This window comes from Stenotrophomonas sp. GL_101 (genome assembly GCF_057835675.1).
This window is the reverse complement of the sequence record NZ_CM174432.1, coordinates 1676034-1700005: the sequence shown is the minus strand read 5'-3', so window position 1 is coordinate 1700005 and position 23972 is coordinate 1676034. Positions and strand designations below refer to the sequence as shown.

22 protein-coding genes, 4 tRNA genes and 1 pseudogene are annotated in these 23972 nt (G+C 66.0%); 13 read left to right on the top strand and 14 right to left on the bottom strand.

Going from position 1 to position 23972, the window contains the following annotated elements; genetic code table 11:
* Nucleotides 1-177: 177 nt before the first annotated feature.
* A complete protein-coding gene (fdxA, locus tag AC3IR9_RS07665; RefSeq protein ID WP_108764771.1) occupies nucleotides 178-501 on the top strand; it encodes a ferredoxin FdxA in 324 nt (107 codons plus the stop codon).
* Nucleotides 502-684: 183 nt separating this feature from the next.
* Here fdxA and AC3IR9_RS07660 read toward each other — a convergent pair whose 3' ends face one another.
* Nucleotides 685-1203 carry a hypothetical protein gene (locus AC3IR9_RS07660; RefSeq protein WP_489295125.1) on the bottom strand — a complete coding sequence of 173 codons (519 nt, stop codon included), beginning with the start codon at nucleotides 1201-1203 and terminating at the stop codon, nucleotides 685-687.
* A 26-nt stretch (nucleotides 1204-1229) separates the two neighbouring features.
* Entirely contained in the window at nucleotides 1230-2123 is an 894-nt protein-coding gene (gene dapA, locus AC3IR9_RS07655; RefSeq protein ID WP_489295123.1) for a 4-hydroxy-tetrahydrodipicolinate synthase, read from the bottom strand.
* 163 nt (nucleotides 2124-2286) lie between these two features.
* Here dapA and AC3IR9_RS07650 point away from each other — a divergent pair, with 163 nt between their 5' ends.
* The 10 genes and pseudogenes from AC3IR9_RS07650 (at nucleotide 2287) to AC3IR9_RS07605 (ending at nucleotide 7624) form a co-directional block, all read left to right on the top strand.
* Nucleotides 2287-2847: a glycine cleavage system transcriptional repressor gene (locus tag AC3IR9_RS07650; protein ID WP_489295121.1), complete on the top strand. Its 561-nt coding sequence runs from the start codon at nucleotides 2287-2289 to the stop codon at nucleotides 2845-2847.
* An 80-nt stretch (nucleotides 2848-2927) separates the two neighbouring features.
* On the top strand, nucleotides 2928-3407 hold the full coding sequence (locus tag AC3IR9_RS07645) for a peroxiredoxin (protein ID WP_489295119.1): 480 nt from the start codon (nucleotides 2928-2930) through the stop codon (nucleotides 3405-3407).
* A gap of 81 nt (nucleotides 3408-3488) precedes the next feature.
* The gene (locus AC3IR9_RS07640) at nucleotides 3489-4886 is read left to right on the top strand and encodes a PhoH family protein (protein WP_489295118.1); all 1398 of its coding nucleotides are present in this window, start codon (nucleotides 3489-3491) and stop codon (nucleotides 4884-4886) included.
* Nucleotides 4883-5389: a hypothetical protein gene (locus AC3IR9_RS07635; RefSeq protein ID WP_489295117.1), complete on the top strand. Its 507-nt coding sequence runs from the start codon at nucleotides 4883-4885 to the stop codon at nucleotides 5387-5389. The genes AC3IR9_RS07640 and AC3IR9_RS07635 overlap by 4 nt, the downstream gene beginning before the upstream one ends.
* A gap of 30 nt (nucleotides 5390-5419) precedes the next feature.
* A pseudogene (locus AC3IR9_RS07630) lies at nucleotides 5420-5500 on the top strand (DUF1275 domain-containing protein); the annotation flags it as partial.
* Nucleotides 5501-5588: 88 nt separating this feature from the next.
* The gene (thiD, locus tag AC3IR9_RS07625; protein WP_489295115.1) at nucleotides 5589-6398 is read left to right on the top strand and encodes a bifunctional hydroxymethylpyrimidine kinase/phosphomethylpyrimidine kinase; all 810 of its coding nucleotides are present in this window, start codon (nucleotides 5589-5591) and stop codon (nucleotides 6396-6398) included.
* Complete coding sequence (locus tag AC3IR9_RS07620; protein ID WP_489295114.1) at nucleotides 6395-7234, top strand: alpha/beta hydrolase family protein; 840 nt, start codon at nucleotides 6395-6397, stop codon at nucleotides 7232-7234. Before thiD ends, AC3IR9_RS07620 begins: the two co-directional genes overlap by 4 nt.
* A 62-nt stretch (nucleotides 7235-7296) precedes the next feature.
* Nucleotides 7297-7373: transfer RNA gene (locus tag AC3IR9_RS07615), tRNA-Arg, on the top strand.
* A 63-nt stretch (nucleotides 7374-7436) separates the two neighbouring features.
* Nucleotides 7437-7513 (top strand) — tRNA-Arg (locus tag AC3IR9_RS07610).
* Between the two features lie 34 nt (nucleotides 7514-7547).
* Nucleotides 7548-7624: transfer RNA gene (locus AC3IR9_RS07605), tRNA-Arg, on the top strand.
* A gap of 59 nt (nucleotides 7625-7683) precedes the next feature.
* Here the strand turns inward: AC3IR9_RS07605 and AC3IR9_RS07600 are convergent.
* Nucleotides 7684-8781, bottom strand: a complete 1098-nt coding sequence (locus tag AC3IR9_RS07600; RefSeq protein ID WP_489295112.1) for an alpha/beta hydrolase — start codon at nucleotides 8779-8781, stop codon at nucleotides 7684-7686.
* 121 nt (nucleotides 8782-8902) lie between these two features.
* Nucleotides 8903-9832, bottom strand: coding sequence for a LysR family transcriptional regulator (locus AC3IR9_RS07595; RefSeq protein WP_489295110.1), 930 nt, complete (start codon nucleotides 9830-9832; stop codon nucleotides 8903-8905).
* 141 nt (nucleotides 9833-9973) lie between these two features.
* Here AC3IR9_RS07595 and AC3IR9_RS07590 point away from each other — a divergent pair, with 141 nt between their 5' ends.
* Entirely contained in the window at nucleotides 9974-10675 is a 702-nt protein-coding gene (locus AC3IR9_RS07590; protein WP_489295108.1) for a pirin family protein, read from the top strand.
* 57 nt (nucleotides 10676-10732) lie between these two features.
* On the opposite strand, the gene AC3IR9_RS07585 is transcribed toward AC3IR9_RS07590, so the two are convergent.
* Entirely contained in the window at nucleotides 10733-12874 is a 2142-nt protein-coding gene (locus tag AC3IR9_RS07585; RefSeq protein WP_489295753.1) for a TonB-dependent siderophore receptor, read from the bottom strand.
* A 309-nt stretch (nucleotides 12875-13183) separates the two neighbouring features.
* Here AC3IR9_RS07585 and AC3IR9_RS07580 point away from each other — a divergent pair, with 309 nt between their 5' ends.
* Nucleotides 13184-13846, top strand: a complete 663-nt coding sequence (locus AC3IR9_RS07580; RefSeq protein WP_489295107.1) for an AprI/Inh family metalloprotease inhibitor — start codon at nucleotides 13184-13186, stop codon at nucleotides 13844-13846.
* A gap of 60 nt (nucleotides 13847-13906) precedes the next feature.
* Here AC3IR9_RS07580 and AC3IR9_RS07575 read toward each other — a convergent pair.
* The 9 genes from AC3IR9_RS07575 to hflX form a co-directional block, all read right to left on the bottom strand.
* A tRNA-Ser gene (locus AC3IR9_RS07575) sits at nucleotides 13907-13999 on the bottom strand.
* An 81-nt stretch (nucleotides 14000-14080) separates the two neighbouring features.
* Nucleotides 14081-14284 carry a carbon storage regulator CsrA gene (csrA, locus tag AC3IR9_RS07570; RefSeq protein ID WP_019183311.1) on the bottom strand — a complete coding sequence of 68 codons (204 nt, stop codon included), beginning with the start codon at nucleotides 14282-14284 and terminating at the stop codon, nucleotides 14081-14083.
* Nucleotides 14285-14426: 142 nt separating this feature from the next.
* A complete protein-coding gene (alaS, locus tag AC3IR9_RS07565) occupies nucleotides 14427-17075 on the bottom strand; it encodes an alanine--tRNA ligase (protein WP_489295105.1) in 2649 nt (882 codons plus the stop codon).
* 105 nt (nucleotides 17076-17180) lie between these two features.
* Complete coding sequence (gene recX, locus AC3IR9_RS07560) at nucleotides 17181-17672, bottom strand: recombination regulator RecX (protein WP_489295104.1); 492 nt, start codon at nucleotides 17670-17672, stop codon at nucleotides 17181-17183.
* 112 nt (nucleotides 17673-17784) lie between these two features.
* A complete protein-coding gene (recA, locus tag AC3IR9_RS07555) occupies nucleotides 17785-18825 on the bottom strand; it encodes a recombinase RecA (RefSeq protein ID WP_489295103.1) in 1041 nt (346 codons plus the stop codon).
* A 205-nt stretch (nucleotides 18826-19030) separates the two neighbouring features.
* Complete coding sequence (lexA, locus tag AC3IR9_RS07550) at nucleotides 19031-19681, bottom strand: transcriptional repressor LexA (RefSeq protein WP_489295102.1); 651 nt, start codon at nucleotides 19679-19681, stop codon at nucleotides 19031-19033.
* A 614-nt stretch (nucleotides 19682-20295) separates the two neighbouring features.
* Nucleotides 20296-21972: a 2-polyprenylphenol 6-hydroxylase gene (gene ubiB, locus AC3IR9_RS07545; RefSeq protein ID WP_489295100.1), complete on the bottom strand. Its 1677-nt coding sequence runs from the start codon at nucleotides 21970-21972 to the stop codon at nucleotides 20296-20298.
* 35 nt (nucleotides 21973-22007) lie between these two features.
* Nucleotides 22008-22502 carry a CinA family protein gene (locus AC3IR9_RS07540; RefSeq protein WP_489295099.1) on the bottom strand — a complete coding sequence of 165 codons (495 nt, stop codon included), beginning with the start codon at nucleotides 22500-22502 and terminating at the stop codon, nucleotides 22008-22010.
* 132 nt (nucleotides 22503-22634) lie between these two features.
* Nucleotides 22635-23945, bottom strand: coding sequence for a ribosome rescue GTPase HflX (gene hflX, locus AC3IR9_RS07535; protein ID WP_489295098.1), 1311 nt, complete (start codon nucleotides 23943-23945; stop codon nucleotides 22635-22637).
* Nucleotides 23946-23972: the final 27 nt, after the last annotated feature.

Here is a 23972-nt window from a genome sequence, read left to right as displayed (position 1 = left end):
GCCGCCAGCGCCATGGCCAGCGGCCATCACCGCTGCGGCGCCCTGCACGACCACCGTTCTGATCGACGTTCCGGCTCGGCGGGACCCGGGCCACGGACGCAAGGTGATATTCACTTCGGCGCCAGCGGCCAACCTGTTCTAGAATTGTCCGGCTTACTGTCGGATCCAGATCCAGCCATGCCTTTTGTCGTCACCGAAAACTGCATCAAGTGCAAACACACCGATTGCGTGGAAGTGTGCCCCGTGGATTGCTTCCATGAAGGCCCGAACTTCCTGGTAATCGACCCGGATGAGTGCATCGACTGCACCCTGTGCGAACCGGAGTGCCCGGTCAACGCGATTTTCCCGGAAGACGACGTGCCCGCCGGGCAGGAAGTGTTCGTAGGCCTCAACGCCGAGCTGGCCAAGGCCTGGCCGGTGCTGACCGTGCGCAAGGATCCTCCCGCTGATGCCGGCGAATGGGATGGCAAACCGGACAAGCTGCCGCTGCTGGAGCGCTGAGCCGCTTCACGCGATGCCGGAACGAAAAAGGGCGCCAATGGCGCCCTTTTTGCGTGCGGGTGAGGTTTGCTTGCCTACCGACCAACGGTCGGTAGCTACCGGGTTGGGGTTACCTGCCCTGCCTCTACCGACCAACGGTCGGTAGCTACCCGGGCGTGCGATGGTAGCTACCGAGAAGCCCGCTTACGGTGCGAGCTTGGCCTTCAGCTCACCCAGCAGCTTGGTCGGCGCAGCGCCGGTGGCCGGCAGGCCACGCGGGTCGACGGCCGAAATGTAGGCGCCGGCTTCCACCGCCACGACGCGGACCAGGAAGTCACTGCCTTCGTAGGCCACGTCATAGGAGCCCAGCAGCTGGGCCTTGCTGGCGATTTTCACGCCCTCGACGGCCTCCAGCGCGGTGCCGACCTTGCCGAACACCTCGTCCTTGCCGCCCGGCACGGTGAAACCGGCCGCGTTGGCCGCGGCCTGGGTGGCCGCGGCCGGCGCCGGCTTGGCCACCTGCGAGGCGAGTACCGGGACCTGCCCTGCTGCACTGCCGCCCGGGGCGTTCAGGTCCGGCGGCACTTCCAGCGGACGCATTTCCGGGGCGAGCGCGTAATCGCCCTTCGCGCCGCGCTTGAAGCAACCCGTGGTACCCACGAGGGTGGCAGTGGCCAGGATCGCGAAGGACAGCACGCGGATGGCGGAAACGGATTGACGCATGTGAATCTCCTGGGTGACCACTGAGATCAGTGGTTGGATAGTGCTTCCAGCGCACCGATGTCGGCGGCCAGGTGTTCGGCAGCGGCGTGATGGGCCGCCGAGAGGGACAGCAGCGGCAGGCGAAGCCCGTGGCCGATGCCGATCCGGCGCAGCAGGTCCTTCACCGGAATCGGATTGGACTCCACGCCGCAGAATTCATGGAACGGCTCCAGCCGTGCATCCCACGCCCCGGTCGCCGCGTGCTCGCCGGCCGCAGCCAGGTCGCACATGCGCCGATAGGCGCCCGGCAAGGCGTTGGACCCCACCGAGACCAACCCGTCGACACCGGACAGGATCGACCGTGCGGCGGTGCCGTCATCGCCGCTGAGAAGGGCAAAGTGCGCCGAGCGCAGCGCCAGCAATGCCTGCACGCGGCCCACATCGCCCACCGCTTCCTTGATGCCGACGATGTTGGGGTGCGCGGCCAGTTCGGCCACGGTACCTGGCAGCATGTCGCAGCCGGTACGGCCGGGGACGTTGTACAGGACCACCGGCAGCCCCCCCTGGTCGGCCACCGCGCGGTAATGCGCGATCAGTCCGGCCTGGGTCGGGCGCACGTACGGCGGGGTCACCACCAGCGCGTGGGTAGCCCCGTTGGTCGCCGCGCGACGGGTCTGCTCGATGGTTTTGGCGGTACCGGACAGGCCGGTGCCGGCCAGCACCGGGATGCGCCCGGCGACGGTTTTGACCGCGCTGCGCAGCAGCTGGTCGTACTCGTCATCGGACAGGGCGGCGGCCTCGCCGGTCGAACCGGCCACCACCACCCCGTGAACACCACCCTCCAGTTGCAGGTGCAGCAGGCGCTGCCAACCGTCGGGATCCAATGCGCCATTGGCCTGGAAAGGCGTGGCCAGCGCGGTGATGAGACCGGAAAGGGACAAGGAAACGTTGCTCGGAAGAAGGGGGAAGCCCGGCCCGGGTAAACGCCGGCCGGTTGTACGTTGCATGTTACTTGCGGGTCGAAAGCGCGGGCAAGTATGCTGGACTCCGGCGAACGTGCCGTCGTCGGCCGTTCAGACTTGACTTGTATCACCCGGAACCATCTTGACCGACACCACGCCGCGGCCTGCGCCGACCGAAAACCATCTCCTGATCAACGCCTACACGACGCATCCGGAGTCCCCCCTGCTGCCCGTCACCCGGCGTATCGCCGACAGCGGCTGCAACCTGGTCGATGCCCGCCTGGCCACCGTGGGCCGCGATGTTTCGGTGACCGCCCTGGCCACCGGCTCGTGGGACGCAGTGGCCAAGCTGGAAGCCATGCTGACCCGGCTTGAGCGCGAAGAAGGCCTCAAGCTGGTCTGGTACCGCACCGGTGCCAAGCAGGCACAGTCCAACCTGCTGCCGTACATCGTGGAAGTGATCGCCGCCGACAAGCCGGGGATCCTGTTCCAGCTGGCCGATTTCTTCGACCGCCAGGGCATCACCATCGAAAGCCTGCAGAGCACCCGCTACCGCGCCATGCAGACCGGCGCGGAGATGTTCAGCGCGCAGGTCACCATCGGCGTACCGGCCAACATGCACATCGCCGCGCTGCGCGACGATTTCCTCGAATTCTGCGACCACCTCAACCTGGACGCGATCATGGATCCGATGAAGTTCTGAAACTTCGCGCGTTCGTCACGGGCGCACGGCGTTTCATGCAGTTGTAGTAGAAATAACCCAGGCTCCGGAAAAAGGACCTCATGAACATCGGCGATACCCTGGACAGCACCACTCTCTCCCTGCCGCTGGCGCTTTCCGGCGGCAAGACCACCACCCTCGGCGAGCTGGCCGGCCAGTGGCTGGTGCTGTACTTCTACCCCAAGGACAGCACCCCGGGCTGCACCACCGAGGGCATCGACTTCAACGCCCTGCTGCCGCAGTTCAGGCGCGCCGGCGCACGCGTGTTCGGCGTGTCACGCGACTCGGTCAAATCCCACGATAACTTCTGCGCCAAACAGGGCTTCGCCTTTCCGCTGGTCAGCGATGCCGACGAAGCACTGTGCAGCGCGTTCGAGGTGATCAAGCTGAAGAACATGTACGGCAAGCAGGTGCGTGGCATCGAGCGCAGCACCTTCCTCATTTCGCCGGACAGTCGTATCGTGCAGGCGTGGCGCAAGGTGAAAGTCGCCGGCCACGCAGACACCGTCCTTGAAGCCCTGAAGGCCGCGAAAACCCAGTGACCAATCCGCACCCCCCAATGGCCATCACCCTGCCCCGCAGGTCGTGATGGCTTGTCCCTGTTCTGCCACCAGGAAATGACAATGACCCGAGGCAAGCGCATCTACGTTCTGGATACCAACGTGCTCATGCACGATCCGACCGCGCTGTTCAAGTTCGAGGAGCATGATGTCTACCTGCCGATGCAGGTGATCGAAGAGCTGGACAACGGCAAGAAGGGCACCACCGAAGCCAGCCGCAACGCACGCCAGGTCAGCCGTTTCCTCAATGAGCTGGTGCAGGCCTCCGGGCTGGACAACCTGGCCGACGGCATCCCGCTGCAGCGTCCCAACGGGCTGCAGCTGCGCGGCAAGCAGAGCGTGGGCCTGCTGCGCTTCCAGACCAGTCACTTCGACGCCGGCAAGAGCTTCGGCGCGGTGATCCCCGACAACGCCATCCTCGGCGCGATCCTCGCGCTGAAGGAACTGGTGCCGGAAATTCCGGTGGTGTTCGTCTCCAAGGACATCAACCTGCGGATCAAGGCGGCCATCGCCGGGATCGTGTCCGAAGACTACGAGAACGACCGCGCGCTCGACGATTTCAGCCTGCTCTACACCGGTGCCACCGAGCTGCCGGAAGACTTCTGGAAGAAGCACACCGACAACCTGCGCAGCTGGAGCGACAAGGGCCGCACCAGTTACGAAATCATCGCCAGCGAAGACGAGAGCTGGCACCCCAACCAGTACGCCTACCTGCCCGGCGACGATGAAGTGGAACTGCGCGTGGCCAAGGTCGAGGGCGACAAGGTCACCTTGTCGCTGGTCAACGATTTCCGCCACGGCAGCCATGCGGTGTGGGGCATCAGCGCGCGCAACCGCGAGCAGAACTTCGCGCTCAACGCATTGATGGACCCGGAGATCGATTTCGTCACCCTGCTGGGCACCGCCGGCACCGGCAAGACCCTGCTCGCGCTGGCCGCGGGCCTTGCCCAGACCATGGACCAGCAGCGTTACCGCGAAATCATCATGACCCGCGCCACGGTCAGCGTCGGCGAAGACATCGGCTTCCTGCCCGGTACCGAAGAAGAAAAAATGACCCCGTGGATGGGCGCGCTCACCGACAACCTGGAAGTGCTCACCCACACCCAGGAAGGCGGCGCCTGGGGCCGTGCGGCGACCAACGACCTGATCGCCAGCCGGATCAAGATCCGCTCGCTGAACTTCATGCGCGGGCGCACCTTCCTGTCGCGCTACCTGATCCTGGACGAAGCACAGAACCTCACCCCCAAGCAGATGAAGACCCTGATCACCCGGGCCGGCCCCGGCACCAAGATCGTCTGCCTGGGCAACGTCGAACAGATCGACACCCCGTACCTGACCGAAACCACCTCGGGCCTGACCTACGCGGTGGACCGCTTCAAGAACTGGCCGCACAGCGCGCACGTCACGCTGCGCCGTGGCGAACGTTCGCGCCTGGCCGATTACGCCTCGGAGGTGTTGTGAACCGTTCCCTGTCCCGTGCCGTCCTGCCGCTGGCGCTCGCTGCGCTGGCGGCGGCCTGCACACCGGCCAACACGCGCCCGGGCGCTACCGTGCCCACCGCGATCAAGACCGGCCAGTCCTGGGTGGTGACCCGCCCGATCATCGCCGCCCAGGTGCTCGATACCTGCTCACGCTCCAGCCCCGGCCGCGAGCCGGGGCGCGTCACCGGCTACTGGGCCCCCAGCCGCCAGCAGGTGGAACAACTGGAAGCCAGCTTGCCGTCGCTTGAATCGCAGGTGCCCAAGGTGCTCGACTTCGACCGCCAGTACGTGGGCATCGAGATGGACGGCAAGCAGCGGATCTACCTCAACGCCTTCCACCTTCCCGATGCCAGCGACATCGATCCGGCCCGCACCGCGATCCGGGTCTGCGATGGCGGCGCGCAGTTCTGGGGTGCGGTGTTCGACCCGGCCAGCGGCAGTTTTTCCGATGTGCGGTTCAACGGCTCGCTCGGCGGCCCCTGACCGTAGCGTGGCCACGCCTGCGCACGCCGGATGAGCATCCGGCTTCCGACCTGGGTCTGGATTGGCGCGGTCGCCCTGTCGTGCGTGGCCGGCGGCAATGGACTGGCTGGCGCCACTGATCGTGTGCGCAGGCGATCCGCGGGTAGCCGGCCAGCGGCCGGCACTACCGGGATGCGGGGGACCCCGGCACAATCGCTGCATGAGCCCAACCACGCCCGTTTCCGCCCTGACCATTGCCGGTTCCGACTCCGGCGGCGGTGCCGGCATCCAGGCCGACCTGAAGGCGTTCGCCGCGCATCGGGTGCACGGGCTGTCGGCAATTGCCGCGCTGACCGCGCAGAACACCCGCGGTGTGCGTGCGGTGCACGTGCCCCCGCTGGACTTCCTGCAGGCGCAGATCGATGCCTGCTTCGATGATTTCGACATCCATGCCGTGAAGCTGGGCATGCTCGCCAACGCCGAGGTGATCGAACTGGTCGCCACCGCGCTGCAGACCTATCGCCCGACCCACATCGTGCTGGACCCGGTGATGGTGGCCACCAGCGGTGCCAAGCTGCTGGAAGACAGCGCGCTGCAGGCCATGCGCACGCGGCTGCTGCCGATGGCCACGCTGCTCACCCCGAATATTCCCGAGGCCGAGCTGCTGCTGGACCGCCGCATCGTCACCGCCGAAGACGCCGAGGATGCCGCCGTGGCGTTGCTGGACCTCGGCGCCGGCGCGGTGCTGCTCAAAGGCGGCCACCTGCAGGAAGGCACGCGGGTGATCGACCGCTACTTCGATGGCGTCACCCGCGAAGAGTTCATACACGCGCGCCTGCCTGTCGATGCGCACGGCACCGGCTGCACGCTGGCCTCGGCCATCGCCGCGCAACTGTGCCAGGGGCTCTCGCTGCCCAACGCCTGTGAAGCGGCCATCGATTACGTCGCGCGCGGCCTGCAGGGCGGCAGCCATCCGGGCCGCGGCGACGTGCTGGTGATCGATCACTTCGGCGCCGCGCGACCGGCATGATCGACGCGCGGACGCTGCCTGTGGCCACCACCGATGGCCATCGCTTCGAACTCCTGGCGCGGTTGCCGGCACAACCGCGCGCCCAGTTGCTGTGGCTGCCGGCGCTGGGTGTGGCCGCACGCCATTACCTGCCACTGGCCGATGCACTGGCGGCGCGTGGGGTGGCGGTGTACCTGCACGAATGGCGCGGCAACGGCAGCAGCAGCCTGCGGCCGTCGCGCGCGCAGGACTGGGGCTACCGCGAGATCCTCGGGCATGACCTGCCCGCCAGCCTGGCCCAGCTGGATACCGTTGCCGGCACCCCCTGCATCATTGGCGGGCACAGCCTGGGCGGGCAGCTGGCCTGTTGTTTTGCCGGCCAGCACCCGGCGCTGTTCCAGCGCCTGTGGCTGGTGGCCAGTGGCACGCCCTACTGGCGCGCGTTTCCCGGCCCGCGCGGCTGGACCCTGCCGCTGCTGTACCGCTTCCTGCCGTGGCTGGCGCAGCGACAAGGTGTGCTGCACGGTCGCAGACTGGGCTTTGGCGGCACCGAGGCGCGCGGGCTGATCCACGACTGGGCCAAGGTGGGGTTGAACAACCATTACGCCGGCGTGGGCATCGCCGAGGATCTGGAGGCAGGCCTGCGTGGTATCGGCGGCCAGGCCACGGCGGTGGTGATGGAACAGGACTGGCTGGCCCCGCCCACGTCCATGCAGGCCCTGCTGGCCAAGCTGCCGCAGACCCGTGCAACGCTCAGCGTACTGTCGGCCGCGGCGCTGGGCACGCGCGCCGATCACTTCGCCTGGATGAAGTCGCCGGAGGCCGTTGTCGACGTGCTTTTTCATTCATTTGAATGAAGACCTTCACGAAAAGCGTTGACGAATGCGGCCTGCATCCGCATAATTCCGCTCCTGTTGACGCGCCCGTAGCTCAGTTGGATAGAGTACCTGGCTACGAACCAGGCGGTCGGGAGTTCGAATCTCTCCGGGCGCACCATCAACAGGGTTTCGGCTCCGCCGCCGGCACCAGCACCAGCAGCACAAACATCGATGTAAGCATGCGCCCGTAGCTCAGTTGGATAGAGTACCTGGCTACGAACCAGGCGGTCGGGAGTTCGAATCTCTCCGGGCGCACCATTACATCGATGCAGTACAACCAGACAATGCAAATGCGCCCGTAGCTCAGTTGGATAGAGTACCTGGCTACGAACCAGGCGGTCGGGAGTTCGAATCTCTCCGGGCGCACCATTGCATGGACAGGAACGGCAGCCATCGGCTGCTGTTTTTTTTTGCCTGTTACGTGCCGATCAAACGCGCGGCAGGTCCGGTGCCGGGCAACGATCACCGGCATGGGCGTCCTCTGCCAGCCAGTCGTCCACCACCCCGCCCAGCAGGTCCAGTCGCAGCGGCAGCGTGATGTGGTCTTCGCCGCGCATCTCGATGTAGTGCACCCGCGAACTGGCCGCGGCCAGGCGCCGCCCCTGGTCCACGCGCACGTGCTGGTCATCCTGGCCGTGCAACAGCAACACGCAGGCGCGCGTATCGGCCAGTGCGCGCGACACATCCACCGCATCCAGATCCACGTCCAGGCGCTGGCTGGCCGCGGCGATCACCTGGTCGATATCCTGCCCGCCGTAACGCCAGCGTGCGTAGGACGCGATGGCCTGCGCCTTCCAGCCCGAAGGCTGCAACGACATCAGGTGCGGAATCATGCTGCGGATGGCATCGCCGGCATTGGCGAAGGACTCCATCGCCACCACCCCGGTCACCCGGTCGCCGAGCTTGTCGGCGGTGAATACCGCCGTGGCCGCACCGTAGGACACCCCGAACAGGTACAGCGGCCCCACCACCTCATTGCGCTTCTGCAGGGCATCGATCACATCGACCACATCATCCGATTCAAAGGTGCCGTAACCGGCCGGGCCCGCACCGGAGTGACCGTGGTTGCGCAGGTCGATGGTGACCACCCGGTAACCGGCCTGGGCCAGCTGCAGCGACCACGGCAGCATCGCGTCGCCGTTCATCATCCAGCCGTGCAGCAGCACCACCGTGCCGCGCGGCGACTGCGCCCGGAACGGCGTGGGCACCGCCAGGCTCAGCCCGGTCTGCAGCGGCAGGCCATTGTCGTGCTGCTGGGGCAGGTAGTGATAACGCAGCCCGTACTGGCCCGGGTCGAACGCCCGCCAGAAGATCGGCACCCCGGCGCGGCCGGTCACGAACCCGTGGCGATTGGGCACACTGTCCACCGCCTCGGCGATGCGCGCGGTATCCAGCAACGAGGACACCCCGCCCGGCGCCACCAGCCGGTCACTGAGCGAGGTTGCGGCAGGGGATGGGGTCAGCGAGGAGCAGGCGGCCAGCCACAGGCCGGCCCCGGCCAGCAGCAACAGCAGCAGGCGCTTCATGGGCAGTAGGGTCGATTCACGATGAGCCGCGCAGGGTAGCGGGGCCGGGAGTGCGGCTCTACCGCACCCTCATGACCATCCGATGACAGCGCAGGCGGGATTCAGTTTCAACGACGGAGATTTACACCCCCAGCCACCGCTCCATCATCGGCCACCAACCCGCCATCACCTGCGGCCGCCGCATGCGCTCGCGCCACCAGCGCAATGCAGCGCCCTCCTCGCCCGGCCGCCAGGCCAGCCAGAAGGTTTCGTCCGGCTTGGGCTCCTCGACCTGGCGGATCACCAGCCGCCCCTGCTGCACCGCGTGCCGGACGTAGGGTTCGGGCAGGAACCCAAAACCCAGCCCCGCGCACTGCAGGCGGAACTTGCTGACCGTATCGGGCACCGTCACCGTTTCCTGCCCCAGCAGCAGGCCGACGGTACGCGGCAGCAGCCGCCGTGCCGAGTCGGCCACCGCAATGGCGCAATGCTCCGCCAACTGCTCGCGCCCCAGCGGGCCCTCGACGGCCGCCAATGGATGCGAGGGCGATACCGCGAACACGAACGCCACCACCCCCATCGGCTCGACCACATAGCCACCGCCACTGGGGCCTTCGCCGGCCGCCCCTACCAGCAGGTCCGCGCGTCGATCCAGCAACGCCTCCCAGGTGCCCGAGAGCGACTCGCTGATCAAGCGCACCCGGGTCTGCTCGGCCACCGCAGTGAAGGCGCGCACGTCCTCGCCCAGCAGCGCCGGCGGGAACATCGAATCAACCGCCACAGTCAGCTCCGCCTCCCAGCCCGAGGCCACCCGGCGCACGCGCATTTCCAGCTCGCGCGCCGCCCGCAGCAGGTGCCGCCCTTCCTCCAGCAGCGCCTGGCCGGCGGCGGTCAGCTGCGCGCGCGGCCCGATCCGATCGAACAGCTGCACCCCCAGGTCCTGCTCCAGCTTGGACACGGTGTAGGAAATGGTCGACGGCACCTTGTGCAGCGCCTTGCCGGCGGCCGCGAATGAGCCGCGCCGGTCGATGGCATCCAGGATCTGCAGGGCATCCAGGCTGAGTTTGAGCATTCGAATTTTTCGATGATGGCTTGCGAAACTATCCGTTTTTCAAACCCAAGGTGCAAGCCGATACTGGCACCAACAGGAAAGGGAAGCCATGAAGGCCTCCCCCACCACCATCGAAATCATCGAATACCCCAGGAGAACCACATGCTGCAGATCCGCAAGAGCACCACCCGTGGCAAGGCTGACCATGGCTGGCTGAACTCCATGCACACCTTCTCCTTCGCCAACTACCACGACCCCCGCTACACCCGCTTCGGCCCCCTGCGGGTGATCAACGAAGACCGCGTGCAGGGCGGCCAGGGCTTTGGCACCCACAGCCACAGCAACATGGAGATCATCTCCTACGTGCTCGGCGGGGCGCTGGAGCACAAGGACTCGATGGGCACCGGCTCGGTCCTGCGCTATGGCGACGTACAGCGCATGAGCGCCGGCAGCGGGGTCAGCCACAGCGAATTCAACCACTCGGCCACCGAAGCGGTGCACTTCCTGCAGATCTGGCTGTTCCCCGACCAGGAGAACATCACCCCCAGCTACCAGGAAACCCATTTCGCCCCGGACACCAAGCGTGGCCAGCTGCGCCTGATCGCCTCCCGGGATGGCCGCGACGGGTCGCTGCTGATCCACCAGGACAGCAACATCTACGCCACCGTTCTGAACGGCAACGATCGCGTCCAGCTGCCATTGGCCCCGCGTCGCGGTGCCTATGTGCAGGTCGCCCGTGGCCAGCTGCAGGTCAACGGCATCACCTTGGAGACCGGCGATGCGCTGCAGGTCAGCGACGAGGCACAGCTGACGCTGGAGAACGCCAACGACGCGGAAGTCATCGTGTTCGACGTGGCGCTGTAATAACGAGGCGAAAAACGCAGACACCCCGGTTACCCGGGGTGTCGTTCGTTGCGTGGATCAGAATTTGTAGTTGAGCGTCAGCCGCACGTTGCGCGGTTCGCCCCAGGTGTAAGTGCTGTACCAGTTGAAGATCGTGTAGTAATGCTTGTCCAGCAGGTTGTTGACGTTGAGCGTGGCCGACAGTTTCGGGCTGAACTCATAGCGTGCCATCGCATCGACCACCCAGTAGGGGTCGGTACGGTGGACCAGGCTGCCACCGTCGACCGGGTTGGTGATCGTGCCGAACGTGCTGCCCTGCCAGCGCGCACCACCGCCCACGCTCCAGCCCTGCAAGCCGCCCTGCAGGCGATAGCTGGTGTGCACGCTGAACTGGTCTTCCGGTTCCAGCGTGGATACCTTGGTGGACTGCTGGCGCGCGATCTTGTGCGCGAAGCCACCCTGCACCTGCCAGCCCGGCGCCAACTGGCCCGACACCTCCAGTTCGTAGCCCTTGGTACGCACGCCCATCAAGCCGCGATAGGCGATGCCGCCGCTGGGCGTCAGGCCGCCGGTGGCCTGCGCAAAGTTGTCCTGCTCCAACTGGAACAGCGCAGCGCTGGCATTGAGGCGGCCGTCGTAGAACTCCGCTTTCAAGCCCGCTTCATAGCTGTTGCCTTCCATCGGATCGAGCGCCTTGCCCTGCTCGTCCTGATTGCCCTGCGGCTTGAAAATGGTGCTGTAGCTGGCATACACCGAGAAGTTGCGGTTGAGGTCGTACACCACGCCCGCGTAAGGCACGAACACGCCGCTCTCGTCGGTGTCCGGCGAGGTGTAGTTGGCGATGCGGCTGCCGAGGATCAGCTTGAGCGGGTCGGCCAGATCGAAGCGACCGACCACGTAGGCACCACTTTCGCGGGTGACCTGGTTGTCGCCATAGCCCCACTGCCAGTCCGGCTCGGGGATGTCGCCATTCCATTGGCGGTAGTCGGCCACGCTGGTCGAATAGCCCGGCTGCGGGGAATAGCCATTGTTGACCCAGCGCTTGCGCGACGCGCTGCCACCGACCACCAGCTCATGCTGCCGGCCGAACCATTCGAATTTCCCGCTGACATACAGATCGGCTGCATTGCTGGTGGTCTTGCCGATGTACTGGCCCAGCCACAGGCTGACGCCTTCGCCGGTCACCGGATCGGGATTGCCGCCGGCGGCCGCACCCAGCGATGCGTCGTAACCGTTGACCTGGTGGTTGAGCTGCAGCTTGGCCACCCAGTCGTTGCTGAAGGTGTGTTCCAGCGTGGCAAAACCGGTACGGCTGTACTGGCCCCAGCGGCTCCAGCGCGCGCCGTTGTTGAACGAGCGCGGCTTGTCATTGAAATTGCCGCGGGTATCGAGCAGCGGGATGCCGCCCCAGCTGGATCCCTTGGGATCGCTGTCCTGGTAGTCCGCGCCCACCGTCAGCAACGTGGCCTCGCCGATGTCGGCCTCGAGGATGCCGTAGAAGACCTGGTTGCTGCGCTGGTAGTGATCGGTATTGGAATGCTTGTCCTGGTAGGCAGCCACCGCGCGGCCACGCACGCGACCGCTGTCGGTCAGCGGCCCGCCGACATCGACCTCGGCGCGGTAGCTGTCCCAGGAGCCGACTCCCACCGTGGCGCTGCCGGCCAGTTCACGGGTCGGCTTCTTGCGCACCAGGTTGATGGTCGCGCCCGGATCGCCCATGCCGGTCAACAGCCCGGTGGCGCCCTTGAGCACCTCGATACGATCGTAGATGGCCATGTCGCTGAGCGTATTGCCGGCCGAGTAGGCCGAGTCGCGCGCCATCGGGATGCCGTCGTACTGGAAGTTCTGCACCGCAAAGCCGCGCGCGTAGTACTCGGTGCGCTCACTGTCGTAGGTGACGATGCTGATGCCCGGCGTTACCTTCATGACGTCATCGATGCCATTGAGGCCGAAGTCGTTCATTTCCTGCCGGGTGATTACGCTGATCGACTGCGGCGTCTGCCGCGGGCTGAGCACCAGCCGCGTCGCCGTGGCGATGGTGCCGGGCGTATACGAGTCACTGCCTTCGGTGACCGTCCCCAGCTGATTGGCGGTGACCTGCACGGTCTGCAGCGTCTGCGCGGCATCCTTCGCCGGGCCCGGTGCGGGCGGGGCCTCCTCGGCGTGGACGACGACCGGGGCCGAAAGGGCCAGGCCCAACGCGCAGCCCATCGCCTGCATCAGCGGAGAGACCCGGGGCAAAGCACGACGCCGACCCGTACGGGTCGGGGCGATACGGAACGAAACGACGGACACGGCACTACCTCCAGCAGGAAGGAAATCCTCTGGCGGCGGCTGGAGGCAAGGAATGGGCGGCATGATGCCGCATCCACGGCCCCAGCGGAAGCAGGCAGCGCGCTGGAGCCAGGCAACGCCGGTCCTGCGCCGGGGACCTTTCGCGGGATTCTCACGACCCCTGTGCTCCGCTGTGCGCTTGTCCGAGCCCTACCTGATCGAACTTTCCCCGTGGTCTGATTCGAGGAGCAAGCGATGGCAATCCGCGTTTGGCACCCCCGTCTTCTGGCGGTGTGCGTTCTGGCCCTCCCCTCCGCTTTCAGTTACGGGCAGGATGTCTCCTTCAACGTCGGGCAACAGACCACCACCAGCGAGCAGACAGGGTCCAGTTCCAGCTCAACCACGACCACCCTGCAGTCCACCGGCTCGCTGCCCCAGGACGGCAACACCAGCACGGACCAGAACGGGGACGCCGCGTTCGGCAACCTGGGCTCGGCCAACGCGCAGACCAGCAGCACCGGCACCTCCCATTCGGAGACCCGAAGCGAACGCAGGAGCAGCTCGGTCGATATCGACGTTGGCGACGACGACTGGCGTCATGACGACGATCGAGGCAACCGCTCGCCCTGGGAAACCGACATGGTCGGCAATTGGACCCTGGGCAAGGAGAGCGGCAACACCTGCACGATCCAGCTGAAGGACACCGAATGGTTTGGCGGCCACGGCGCCTACGTGCCGGCCGGATGCCCCGACGGATTTTTCCAGGCCACTCGCTGGGTGCTGTCAGGCCACCAACTGCTGATCACCGACACCAACAACACCGTCATCGGCAGATTCCGCCAAAGCGGCGCGGGGCGCTGGTCGGGACGACGTGAATCGGACGGCGCGCGCATGTACCTCAACCCTACCGGGCAATAGGGATCGACCGCGCTTGCTGCAAAACAAAAAGCCCCTGTCTCCAGGGGCTTTTCGTACATCTGGCGGAGCGGGAGGGATTCGAACCCTCGATAGAGTTTTAAGCCCTATACTCCCTTAGCAGGGGAGCCCCTTCAGCCACTCGGGCACCGCTCCAGTGTTCTTGTTCCGCCGCTGCGTTGTTTCATCTCAGCGGGGGCGCGAAGAATAACTTTTTTCGCACCCGTTGGTAAAGCCTTAATCCGAAGAATTTTCACTTCCGGATGCATTGGGCTCATCGCCGCGCTGGATCCGCTGGTAAATCTCTTCGCGATGCACGGCCACGTCCTTGGGAGCGGTGATACCAATACGTACCTGGTTGCCCTTGACGCCGAGCACGGTCACGCTGACCGAATCACCGATCATCAGGGTTTCGCCTACGCGGCGAGTCAGGATCAACATTTTTGCAAGTCTCCAGGGAACCGGTGAATTTTCCCCACCGGCTTGGCGCCCAGCCAAGGAGCGCACCACGACAAAGGGAAAGGATCAGCCATAGTAACGTCTGGCCTCCCGCGCCTTCAAGGAGCAGGAGGCCTCAGGTTGTTCAGATACGCGGGGTGACCCACTCGACGACTGCACCAAGGGCAGAAGCAAGGGCGGGCCCGTCCTCGCCACCACCCTGGGCGAGATCCGGACGGCCGCCGCCCTTGCCCCCGATCTGACTGGCGATATGGGACAACAGTTCCCCTGCCTTGACCTTGCCCATTGCACTGCCGTTCACCCCGGCAACCAGCGCGACCTTGCCATCCTGGGCGCCAGCCAACACGATTACCGCATCGCCCAACTGCTGCTTGAGGCGGTCGATTGCGTCACGCAGGGCCTTGGCGTCGAAGCCTTCCAGCCGCGAGGCGAGGATCTTGATGCCCTTGACCTCCACGGCCGCCGCGCCGAGATCGGCCGTGGCACCGGCGGCCTGTTTGGCCTTGATTGCCTCCAGTTCGCGTTCAAGCTTCTTCTGGCGCTCGCCCAGCTGGCGGATCTTGTCGACCACCTCGCCGGCGTTGCCGCCCAGCAGTGCCGCCGCCTCAGCCAACTGGGCCTCTTCGTGTGCGACGTAGTCCAGCGCGCCCTGCCCGGTCACCGCCTCGATGCGGCGCACGCCGGACGACACACCGCCCTCGGAGGTGATCTTGAACAGACCGATGTCACCGGTGCGACCGGCATGGGTACCGCCACACAGCTCGGTGGAGTAGTCGCCCATCTTGAGCACGCGGACGTTCTCGCCGTACTTCTCGCCGAACAGCGCCATCGCACCGAAGTCCAGCGCTTCCTGCATGGCCATGTTGTGCACTTCGACGGCGTTGTTGGCCCGCACCTGCGCGTTGACCTTGCGCTCGACCAGCGCCAGGTCGTCGGCACTGATCGGGGCAAAGTGCGCGAAGTCGAAACGCAGGCGGTCCGGCGCCACCAGCGACCCCTTCTGCTGCACGTGGGTGCCCAGCACGTCGCGCAGGGCCGCATGCAGCAGGTGGGTGGCCGAGTGGTTGAGGATGGTGGCGCCACGGCGCTGGCCATCGACCTGGCCGGACAGCACGTCACCGACCTTCAGGCTGCCTTGCGTGAGCGTGGCAACGTGGCCATGGAACTGGCCGGCGAACTTCTGCGTGTCGCTGACCTGCAGTTGCACACCGTTGCCGTCCAGCAGGCCGATGTCACCGACCTGGCCGCCGGATTCGGCGTAGAACGGGGTCTGGTCGGTAATCACGATCACCTGGTCACCGACCTGCGCCGAGGCAACCGGACGGCCGTCCTTGAGCAGGGCCAGCACGATCAGGCCGTCGGCCTGCAGGCGGTCGTAGCCCAGGAACACGGTCGGCTTGAGCGTGGCGACCAGATCGGCGGACAGGGTCACGCCGCCGCCGAACTTGCCGGCCGCGCGCGCGGTTTCGCGCTGGGTGTCCATGGCGGCGTTGAAGCCGTCCATGTCCACGCGCATGTCGCGCTCGCGGGCGATATCGGCGGTGAGATCGACCGGGAAGCCGTAAGTGTCATACAGACGGAACGCGTCCACGCCCGGGATCACGCCATCGGTGACCTTGGCGGCAACGTCATCGAAGATCTTCATGCCCGAGTCGAGGGTTTCAGCGAAGCGCTCTTCCTCGGCCTGCAGGGCGCGGGTGACGGTATCGGCCTGGGCCGGCAGTTCCGGATAGGCCACGCCCATCTGTTCGACCAGGGTGGGCACCAGCTTGCTGAAGAACGGTTGGCGTACGCCCAGCATCCAGCCATGGCGCAGCGCGCGCCGGATGATCCGGCGCAGCACATAGCCACGGCCTTCGTTGGACGGCAGCACGCCATCGACGATCAGGAACGAGCAGGCACGGATATGGTCGGCGATCACCCGCAGCGACTTGTTTTCCAGGTCGGCCATGCCGGTCAGTTCGCTGGCCTTGCGGATCAGCGCCTGGAACAGGTCGATTTCATAGTTGGTGTGCACGTGCTGCAGGATCGCGGCGAGGCGTTCCAGGCCCATGCCGGTATCCACGCACGGAGCAGGCAGCGGTACCAGGGTGCCGTCAGGCTGGCGATCGAACTGCATGAACACCAGGTTCCAGATCTCGATGAAACGGTCGCCGTCTTCATCCGGGGAGCCCGGGGGGCCGCCGGCGATATGGTCGCCGTGGTCATAGAAGATTTCGGTACACGGGCCGCACGGGCCGGTTTCGGCCATCTGCCAGAAGTTGTCCGAGGCAAACGGGGCACCCTTGTTGTCACCGATGCGCACGATGCGCGCTTCCGGAATGCCCACCATGTCGCGCCACAGCGCGTAGGCCTCGTCATCGGTCTGGTAGACGGTAACCAGCAGGCGATCCGCCGGCAGCTTCCAGACCCCGGTCAGCAGCTCCCAGGCCCAGGCGATGGCATCCTTCTTGAAGTAGTCACCGAAGGACCAGTTGCCCAGCATCTCGAAGAAGGTGTGGTGGCGCGCGGTGTAACCGACCTGGTCCAGGTCGTTGTGCTTGCCGCCGGCACGCAGGCAGCGCTGGACGTCCGCGGCGCGCACGTAGCTGCGCTTCTCCGCGCCAAGGAACACGTCCTTGAACTGCACCATGCCGGAGTTGGTGAACAGCAGGGTCGGATCATTGCCCGGCACCAGCGGTGCCGAGGGCACGATGGTATGACCCTTGCCCTTGAAGAACTCAAGGAAATCACTGCGGATCTGGGAGGTGGTGAATTTGGCGGATGCGGTCATGGGGGCTGGCTTCATGCGGGCCGGTCGATCCTTGGCACGCAGCCCCAATGGCCGGGTGTCAACACAGGACCGCCGAAACCACAAAGGGTATCAGGCCCGGGCCGCTCAGTCCTCCGGGTCGTAACGAGTGGCGTGGCGGATGCTGTCGCCAGCGAACCCACGCCGGGCCAGCAGATCGGCTGCCTTGCGGCGCTGCGGGAGCTCCTGGGGGCCTGCCTGGCCAAAGCGGCGGCAGATCAGATCGCGCGCGTTTTCGGTCCAATCACCCTCGAAGGTGTCCATGGCCAGGGCAATCTGCTCGCTGTCCAAGCCGTGGGTGCCCAGTTCGGCGCGGATGTGGAGGGGTCCATATCCACCATTGGCGCGGAGTCGGACCAGATTCTCAGCGAAGCGGGTGTCGTCCTGCCAGCCGGCCTCGCTCAGCTTGTCCACGGCAGCGCGGGCGTCATCGGTCTCGATGCCGCGGGCCTGAAGCTTACGGGTCAGTTCTTTCCGCGAATGCTCACGGCGTACCAGCAATGCCAGGCCGCGTTGCACCGGGGTCTGCTCTTGAACGCGGCGCTTGCGGCGCGGTACCGGCGCGTCTGAATCCTGCATGGCGGTTCTCAATCAAATGCGCCGTCCCTGGCGCTTCCCCCCGTCGGGGAAATACTGAAACCGCGGGACAGGGCGAGCGTCACTGACGGCGCCGCCCTGCCCCGCAGGAAACTCACTCGGCGTCGTCTTCGTCGTTCTGGCCGGCCTCGCGCGGTGCCTCTGCCGGCTGGAACTTCTCGCGCAGTTCCGCTTCCAGGCGCTGGGCAATCTGCGGGTTGTCGCGCAGGTAGCCGCGGGCGTTGTCCTTGCCCTGGCCGATGCGCTCTTCGCCGTAGCTGTACCAGGCGCCGGCCTTCTCGACCAGCTTGGCTTCCACGCCCATGTCGATCAGTTCGCCTTCGCGGCTGATGCCTTCGCCGTACAGGATCTCGGTGATGACCTGCTTGAACGGCGGCGCCATCTTGTTCTTGACGACCTTGATCTTGGTCTGGTTGCCGATGATCTCGTCGCCCTTCTTGATCGCGCCGATACGGCGGATGTCCAGGCGCACCGAGGCATAGAACTTCAATGCGTTGCCGCCGGTGGTCACTTCCGGGCTCTGGCCCGGCATCATCACGCCGATCTTGTGGCGCAACTGGTTGATGAACACCACCAGGGTATTGGAGCGCTTGATGTTGCCGGTCAGCTTGCGCAGCGCCTGGCTCATCAGGCGGGCCTGCAGACCCGGCAGCTGGTCGCCCATTTCGCCTTCGATTTCGGCCTTGGGGGTCAGCGCGGCGACCGAATCGATCACCACGATGTCCACCGAGCTCGACCGCACCAGCATGTCGGCGATTTCCAGCGCCTGCTCACCGGTATCCGGCTGCGACAGCAGCAGGTCGTCCACGTTGACGCCCAGTTTGGCGGCGTAGATCGGGTCCAGGGCGTGCTCGGCATCGATGAAGGCCGCGGTGCCGCCCTTCTTCTGGCATTCGGCGATTGCCTGCAGGGTCAAGGTGGTCTTGCCCGAGGACTCCGGACCGTAGATCTCCACGACGCGGCCCTTGGGCAGGCCACCGATGCCGAGTGCGATATCCAGCATCAGCGAACCGGTGGGAATGACCTCGACCGCTTCGACGACACGGTCGCCCATGCGCATCACAGCACCCTTGCCGAACTGCTTTTCGATCTGGCTCAGGGCGGCGGTGAGGGCACGCTTTTTGTTTTCGTCCATCGGTGTGGTCCTTGCAGAGGTCGTGTCGGTGGAGGTGCTGTCTTTGGAAGTCTTCTTGGCCATGGGGTCACTTTAAGGCTGGCGTATCGCACAGGCTGAGATTCTGCCCGGCGTTCGGAAAAAAATTATCGGACATCCGTACCAACCTCAGTGGAACCAGAGAATCGCCACAAAAGACCGTGCAGGTGAAGCGTAGTAAAGGGGGTTAGCGGTTCGGTCGAAGCAGGCCGCAATACAGGCCTTCAATGGCGAAGTCCTGGTCGGGCAGCACTTCGATCGGCTTGTAGTCGGGGTTGCGCGGCAGCAGCCGGATGCGGTCCTTGCCCATCTTCAGCAACTTGACGGTGATCTCGTCGTCGATGCGGGCCACCACGATCTGCCCCGAGCGGGCATCGCGGGTACGGTGCACGCCGATCAGGTCGCCGTCGAAGATGCCTTCGTCGATCATCGAGTCGCCCTGCACTTTCAGCAGGTAGTCCGGTGCGGGCGAGAAGAACACCCGGTCGAGCACCACGAAGTCCTCCGAGCCGATGTCCGCGCCGATCGGCAGGCCGGCGGCGACCCGGCCGAGCACCGGCAAGCGCAGCACGTGGTCGGGCAGCGCCGGTACGGACAGCGAGGCCGGCAAGCCGTCCTGCAGGGCGGGCGCCTGCACCAGCCGGATGCCGCGCGCCTGGCCGGGGATGCGACGGATCGCCCCGGCCTGCTCGAGCGCTTCCAGATGATATTGCGCGGCACGTACGCCCTTGAAGCCAAAGGCGCGTGCGATTTCAGTCTGCGACGGCGGTGCGCCATCGGTCTCGATACGCTCGGCGATCAACTGCAGGATCGCCTGCTGGGTGTCGGTCAGGTCCATGGTTAGTAGTATTACTACTAACGATGCGGGCACGCAAGTGCCCGCAGAAGAACAGCAGATAAAAGGGGGATGATCCAGCCCCGCCGAAGCCACCAGCAACTCTGTAGCCGCCGACCGTTGGTCGGCGACCGCGCGCAGCGCGGCAATGCCTGGCGCAGCGGCGGCGTGTCGGTTCCACCCCCATTTCCGACGTTTAGACGATCTGAACCTGGCGATCAGGCGTCCATGATCCGGGCGGACGGTGCTGCGCGGTGTGCGGGCAGCCGACTGACAGTCGGCTCTACCGGGGTTGTCGAAGATTGGTTGGTGACCGCGCGCCTGACGGCGCAGCCGACCAACGGTCGGCTCTACCGGGGTCGTCGAAAATTGGTTGGTGGCCGCGCGCCTGACGGCGCAGCCGACCAACGGTCGGCTCTACCGGGGTTGTCGAAGATTGGTTGGTGGCCGCGCGCCTGAAGGCGCAGCCGACCAACAGTCGGCTCTACCGGGGCCGTCGAAGAATGGTTGGTGGCCGCGCGCCTGACGGCGCAGCCGACCAACGGTCGGCTCTACACGCCATCCGCCGCCACGGGCGGGGGATGGCGGGGATCGTGCCGATCCCGGCGGCAAGAACCCTATGGGTTCTTGCCGCTGCGCCAGATCGAAAACAGGATCCACACTCCGCAGAAACCGGCCCCGACGAACCCGGCCACGCCCAGCGCCAGCAGCCAGCGGCTGGAAATGCCGCCGACGCTGTGCATGACGATCGAGGAACCGATGATCAAGGCGGCGGTGACGATGCCCATCACCAGCCGATTGGCGGCGCGATTGACCTGATCGCCGAAACCCTGCAGTGCGGTGGTTTCGACGTTGAGCTGGAGCCGCCCGCGTCGCGCCATCTGCAACAGCCGGCGTACGTCGCGCGGCAGGTCGCCAAGCAGGTCCATCACCCCGACCAGGCTGCGCTTGCCGCGCTTGAGCACCGCGCCGGGGGCATAGCGCTGCCACATCACCCGTTCCAGGTAGGGACGCGCGGCACTGGCCATGTCGAACTGGGGGTCCAGCTGGCGGCCCATGCCTTCCAGGGTCAGGAAGGTCTTGATCATCAGCGCCAGGTCCGCCGGCAGGGTCAGCGAATACTGGCGCAGCAACGTGGTGATGTTGCCCAGCATCAAGCCCATGTGCAGGTCCTTCAGCGGCACGCCCCGGTACTGGTCGACGAACACGCTGATGTCCTGCTGCAGCCGTGACTCGTCCACGTCCACGCCACCGGCCCAGTCGAGCAGGATGTCGGCCACCGGTTCCGGCTCCTGGCTCACCAGGCCGTGCAGCAGCTGGGCGACCTGGAAGCGGCGCTGCTCGGAAATCGCGCCGACCATGCCGAAATCGATCACGCCGATGCGGCCGTCGCGCAGGTAGATGATGTTGCCCGGGTGCGGATCGGCGTGGAAACAACCGTCTTCCAGCACCATCTTGAGCACGATGCGCGCACCGGTGCGTGCAAGCTGCACGCGGTCCAGCCCGGCAGCATCCACGCCCAGCAGGTCACGGCCGGCAATGCCGTCGACGAAGTCCTGCACGTTGAGGCTCTCGCAGGTCCACTGCCAGTGCACGCGCGGAATCAGGATGTCCTGGCGGCCCTGGAAGTGGCGCGCGATGCGTTCGGCGTTGCGGCATTCCGCGGCAAAATCGAGTTCGCGGCGCAGCGACACCTGGAACTGCTGCACCACTTCGGCCGGGCGATAGCGCTGCAGGTCGGGCAGCCGTGCCTCGACGATCTCGGCCAGCCGCGTGAGCAGGCGCAGGTCGGCTTCGATCACCTCACGGATGCCGGGTCGGCGGATCTTCAACACCACGGCGCTACCGTCGTGCAGGGTCGCGCGGTGGGCCTGGGCCAGCGACGCGGCGGCCATCGGGGTTTCATCCAGCCAGGCGAATACCTCGGTGGCCGGGGCGCCCAGGTCGGCCTCCAGCTGCTCGCGCACCTGCGCGTAGGGCAAGGCGGGCACGGCATTCTGCAGTTCGGAGAATTCGGCGATCCAGTCCGGCGGGAACAGGTCCACGCGGGTGGCCAGGACCTGGCCGAGCTTGACGAAGGTCGGGCCGAGATCCTCCATCGCACGGCGTACCCGTACCGGCGCGGTCATGCGCAGGATCCGGGTGTCGTTCCAGTGCAGCAGCCGCCCGGCGCGTTCCAGGACGTCGGCCAGGCCGATCCGGCGCACCAGGTCGCCAAAGCCATAGCGGATCAGGACCGAGGCGATTTCCTGCAATCGGCCGAGGTCGCGCACGGTTCCCAGCGTTTCCCACATCGGTACAACTCCTGTCAACGCACTTCGGCAGGATGTCACACCGGGGCGAAAATTCCCGTCAGTGCCTGTTGCACGGTCTGCCGGCGGATGGCATCGCGGTCGCCGTCGAACTGGAACAATTGCGCGCGCGCGTAGCCGCCACGTTGCTTCCAGCCGATCCAGACGCTGCCCACCGGCTTGTCCGGACTGCCACCGCCCGGGCCGGCAATTCCCGTCACCGCCACCGCAACGCCGGCACCGGAATTGACCAGCGCCCCGGAGACCATTTCCAGCACCGTCTCGCGGCTGACCGCACCGAACTGTTCCAGGGTCTGGGCGCGCACGCCGAGCAGGCGCTGCTTGGCTTCGTAGCTGTAAACCACCATCCCGCAGTCGAAGAATGCCGAAGAACCCGCGACGTCGGTCATGGCCTTGGCAATCCAGCCGCCGCTGCAGCTTTCGGCGCTGACCAGCTGCAGCGAGGCCTGCTGCAGGCGCTGGCCAACATCGCGGGCGAGGACGCCGAGGTCGGCATCGGTGGGTACGCTCATGGGGAATCCTGCATCGGGGGGACGTGCAGCGCCTGTTTTAGCCGAAATCGACGCGGCTGTCGTGTGTCGTCGGTGCGCCCGGATGTCGCGGCATGCCCGATACCGCCAGGTGCCGGCGGTATCGGTCCGGCGCTACCACTCCGGGAGCTTCTCCGGCAGCAGGGCGCGGATGGGTTCACCGCCCTCGCCTGCGGCCAGCTTCTCCGCTTCAGCAATCGGAATCTCCACTTGCAGCAGCCAGCCGTCTTCGTCCACCCGTTCGCCCCGCACCACTTCAAGCTGGTGCAGGCGCGAACGCAGGCGACCGGCGCTGGGCGGCAGCCGCAGGTCACCGGACACGTGCTGCAGGCCCAACCGCTTGCCCAGCACCGACTCCAGCAGCGGCAAGCCGAGCCCATCGCGCGCGGAAATCCACACCCGCTCGCGACGCGCCGTATCGGGAATGCCGTCCTGCCCGTCGTGGCGGACCTCGCTGCCCTCGATCCGGTCGATCTTGTTGAACACCAGCAGCTGCGGCAGGTCTCCCGCGCCGATCTCGGTCAACACTTCATCGACCTGGGCAATGCGCTCTTCGCGGTGCGGATCGGCGGCATCGACGATGTGCAGCAGGAAGTCGGCCTCGCGCGCTTCGCTCAATGTAGAGCGGAACGCGGCGACCAGTTCGTGCGGCAGGTCGCGGACGAAGCCGACGGTGTCGGCCAGCACCACGGCACCGCCGGGCACCGCGATGCGGCGCACGGTCGGGTCCAGGGTGGCAAACAGCTTGTCGGCGGCGTACGCCTCGGCGCCGGTCAAGGCGTTGAACAGGGTCGATTTACCGGCATTGGTGTAGCCCACCAGGGCCACGCGCGGAAGCTCGCTGCGCAGGCGCGCGCGACGCATCTGGGTGCGCTGTACTTCGACCTTCTCCAGCTTCTTCTGCAGCTGTTCCACCCGCTTCTGCAGCAAGCGCCGATCGGTCTCCAGCTGGGTTTCACCCGGGCCACGCAGGCCGATCGCACCACCGCGCTGGCGCTCCAGGTGGGTCCAGCCGCGGATCAGGCGGGTAGCCATGTGCCGCAGCTGCGCCAACTCCACCTGCAGTTTGCCTTCGTGGCTGTGCGCACGCTGGGCAAAGATATCCAGGATCAGGCCGGTACGGTCGATCACCCGGCGCTCCAGGAAACGCTCCAGGTTGCGTTCCTGCCCCGGCGAGAGCGAATGGTTGACCAGGATGAGGTCGGCACCGGTTGCCTCGGCCGCGGCTTTCACCTCGTCCAGCTTGCCGGTGCCGATCAGGATCGACGGATTGGGTCGATCGATGCGTGCGGTCAAGGTAGCCGCGATACTGGCGCCGGCGGACCGGGCCAGATCGGTGAATTCTTCAAGCACGTCTTCTTCGAGCCGGCCGGTATGGGGCTGGATCAGGAGCGCATGTTCGCCTCGCTTGGAACGGTCAAACACGCGGTTCTCCAGATTTTTTCAACGCGC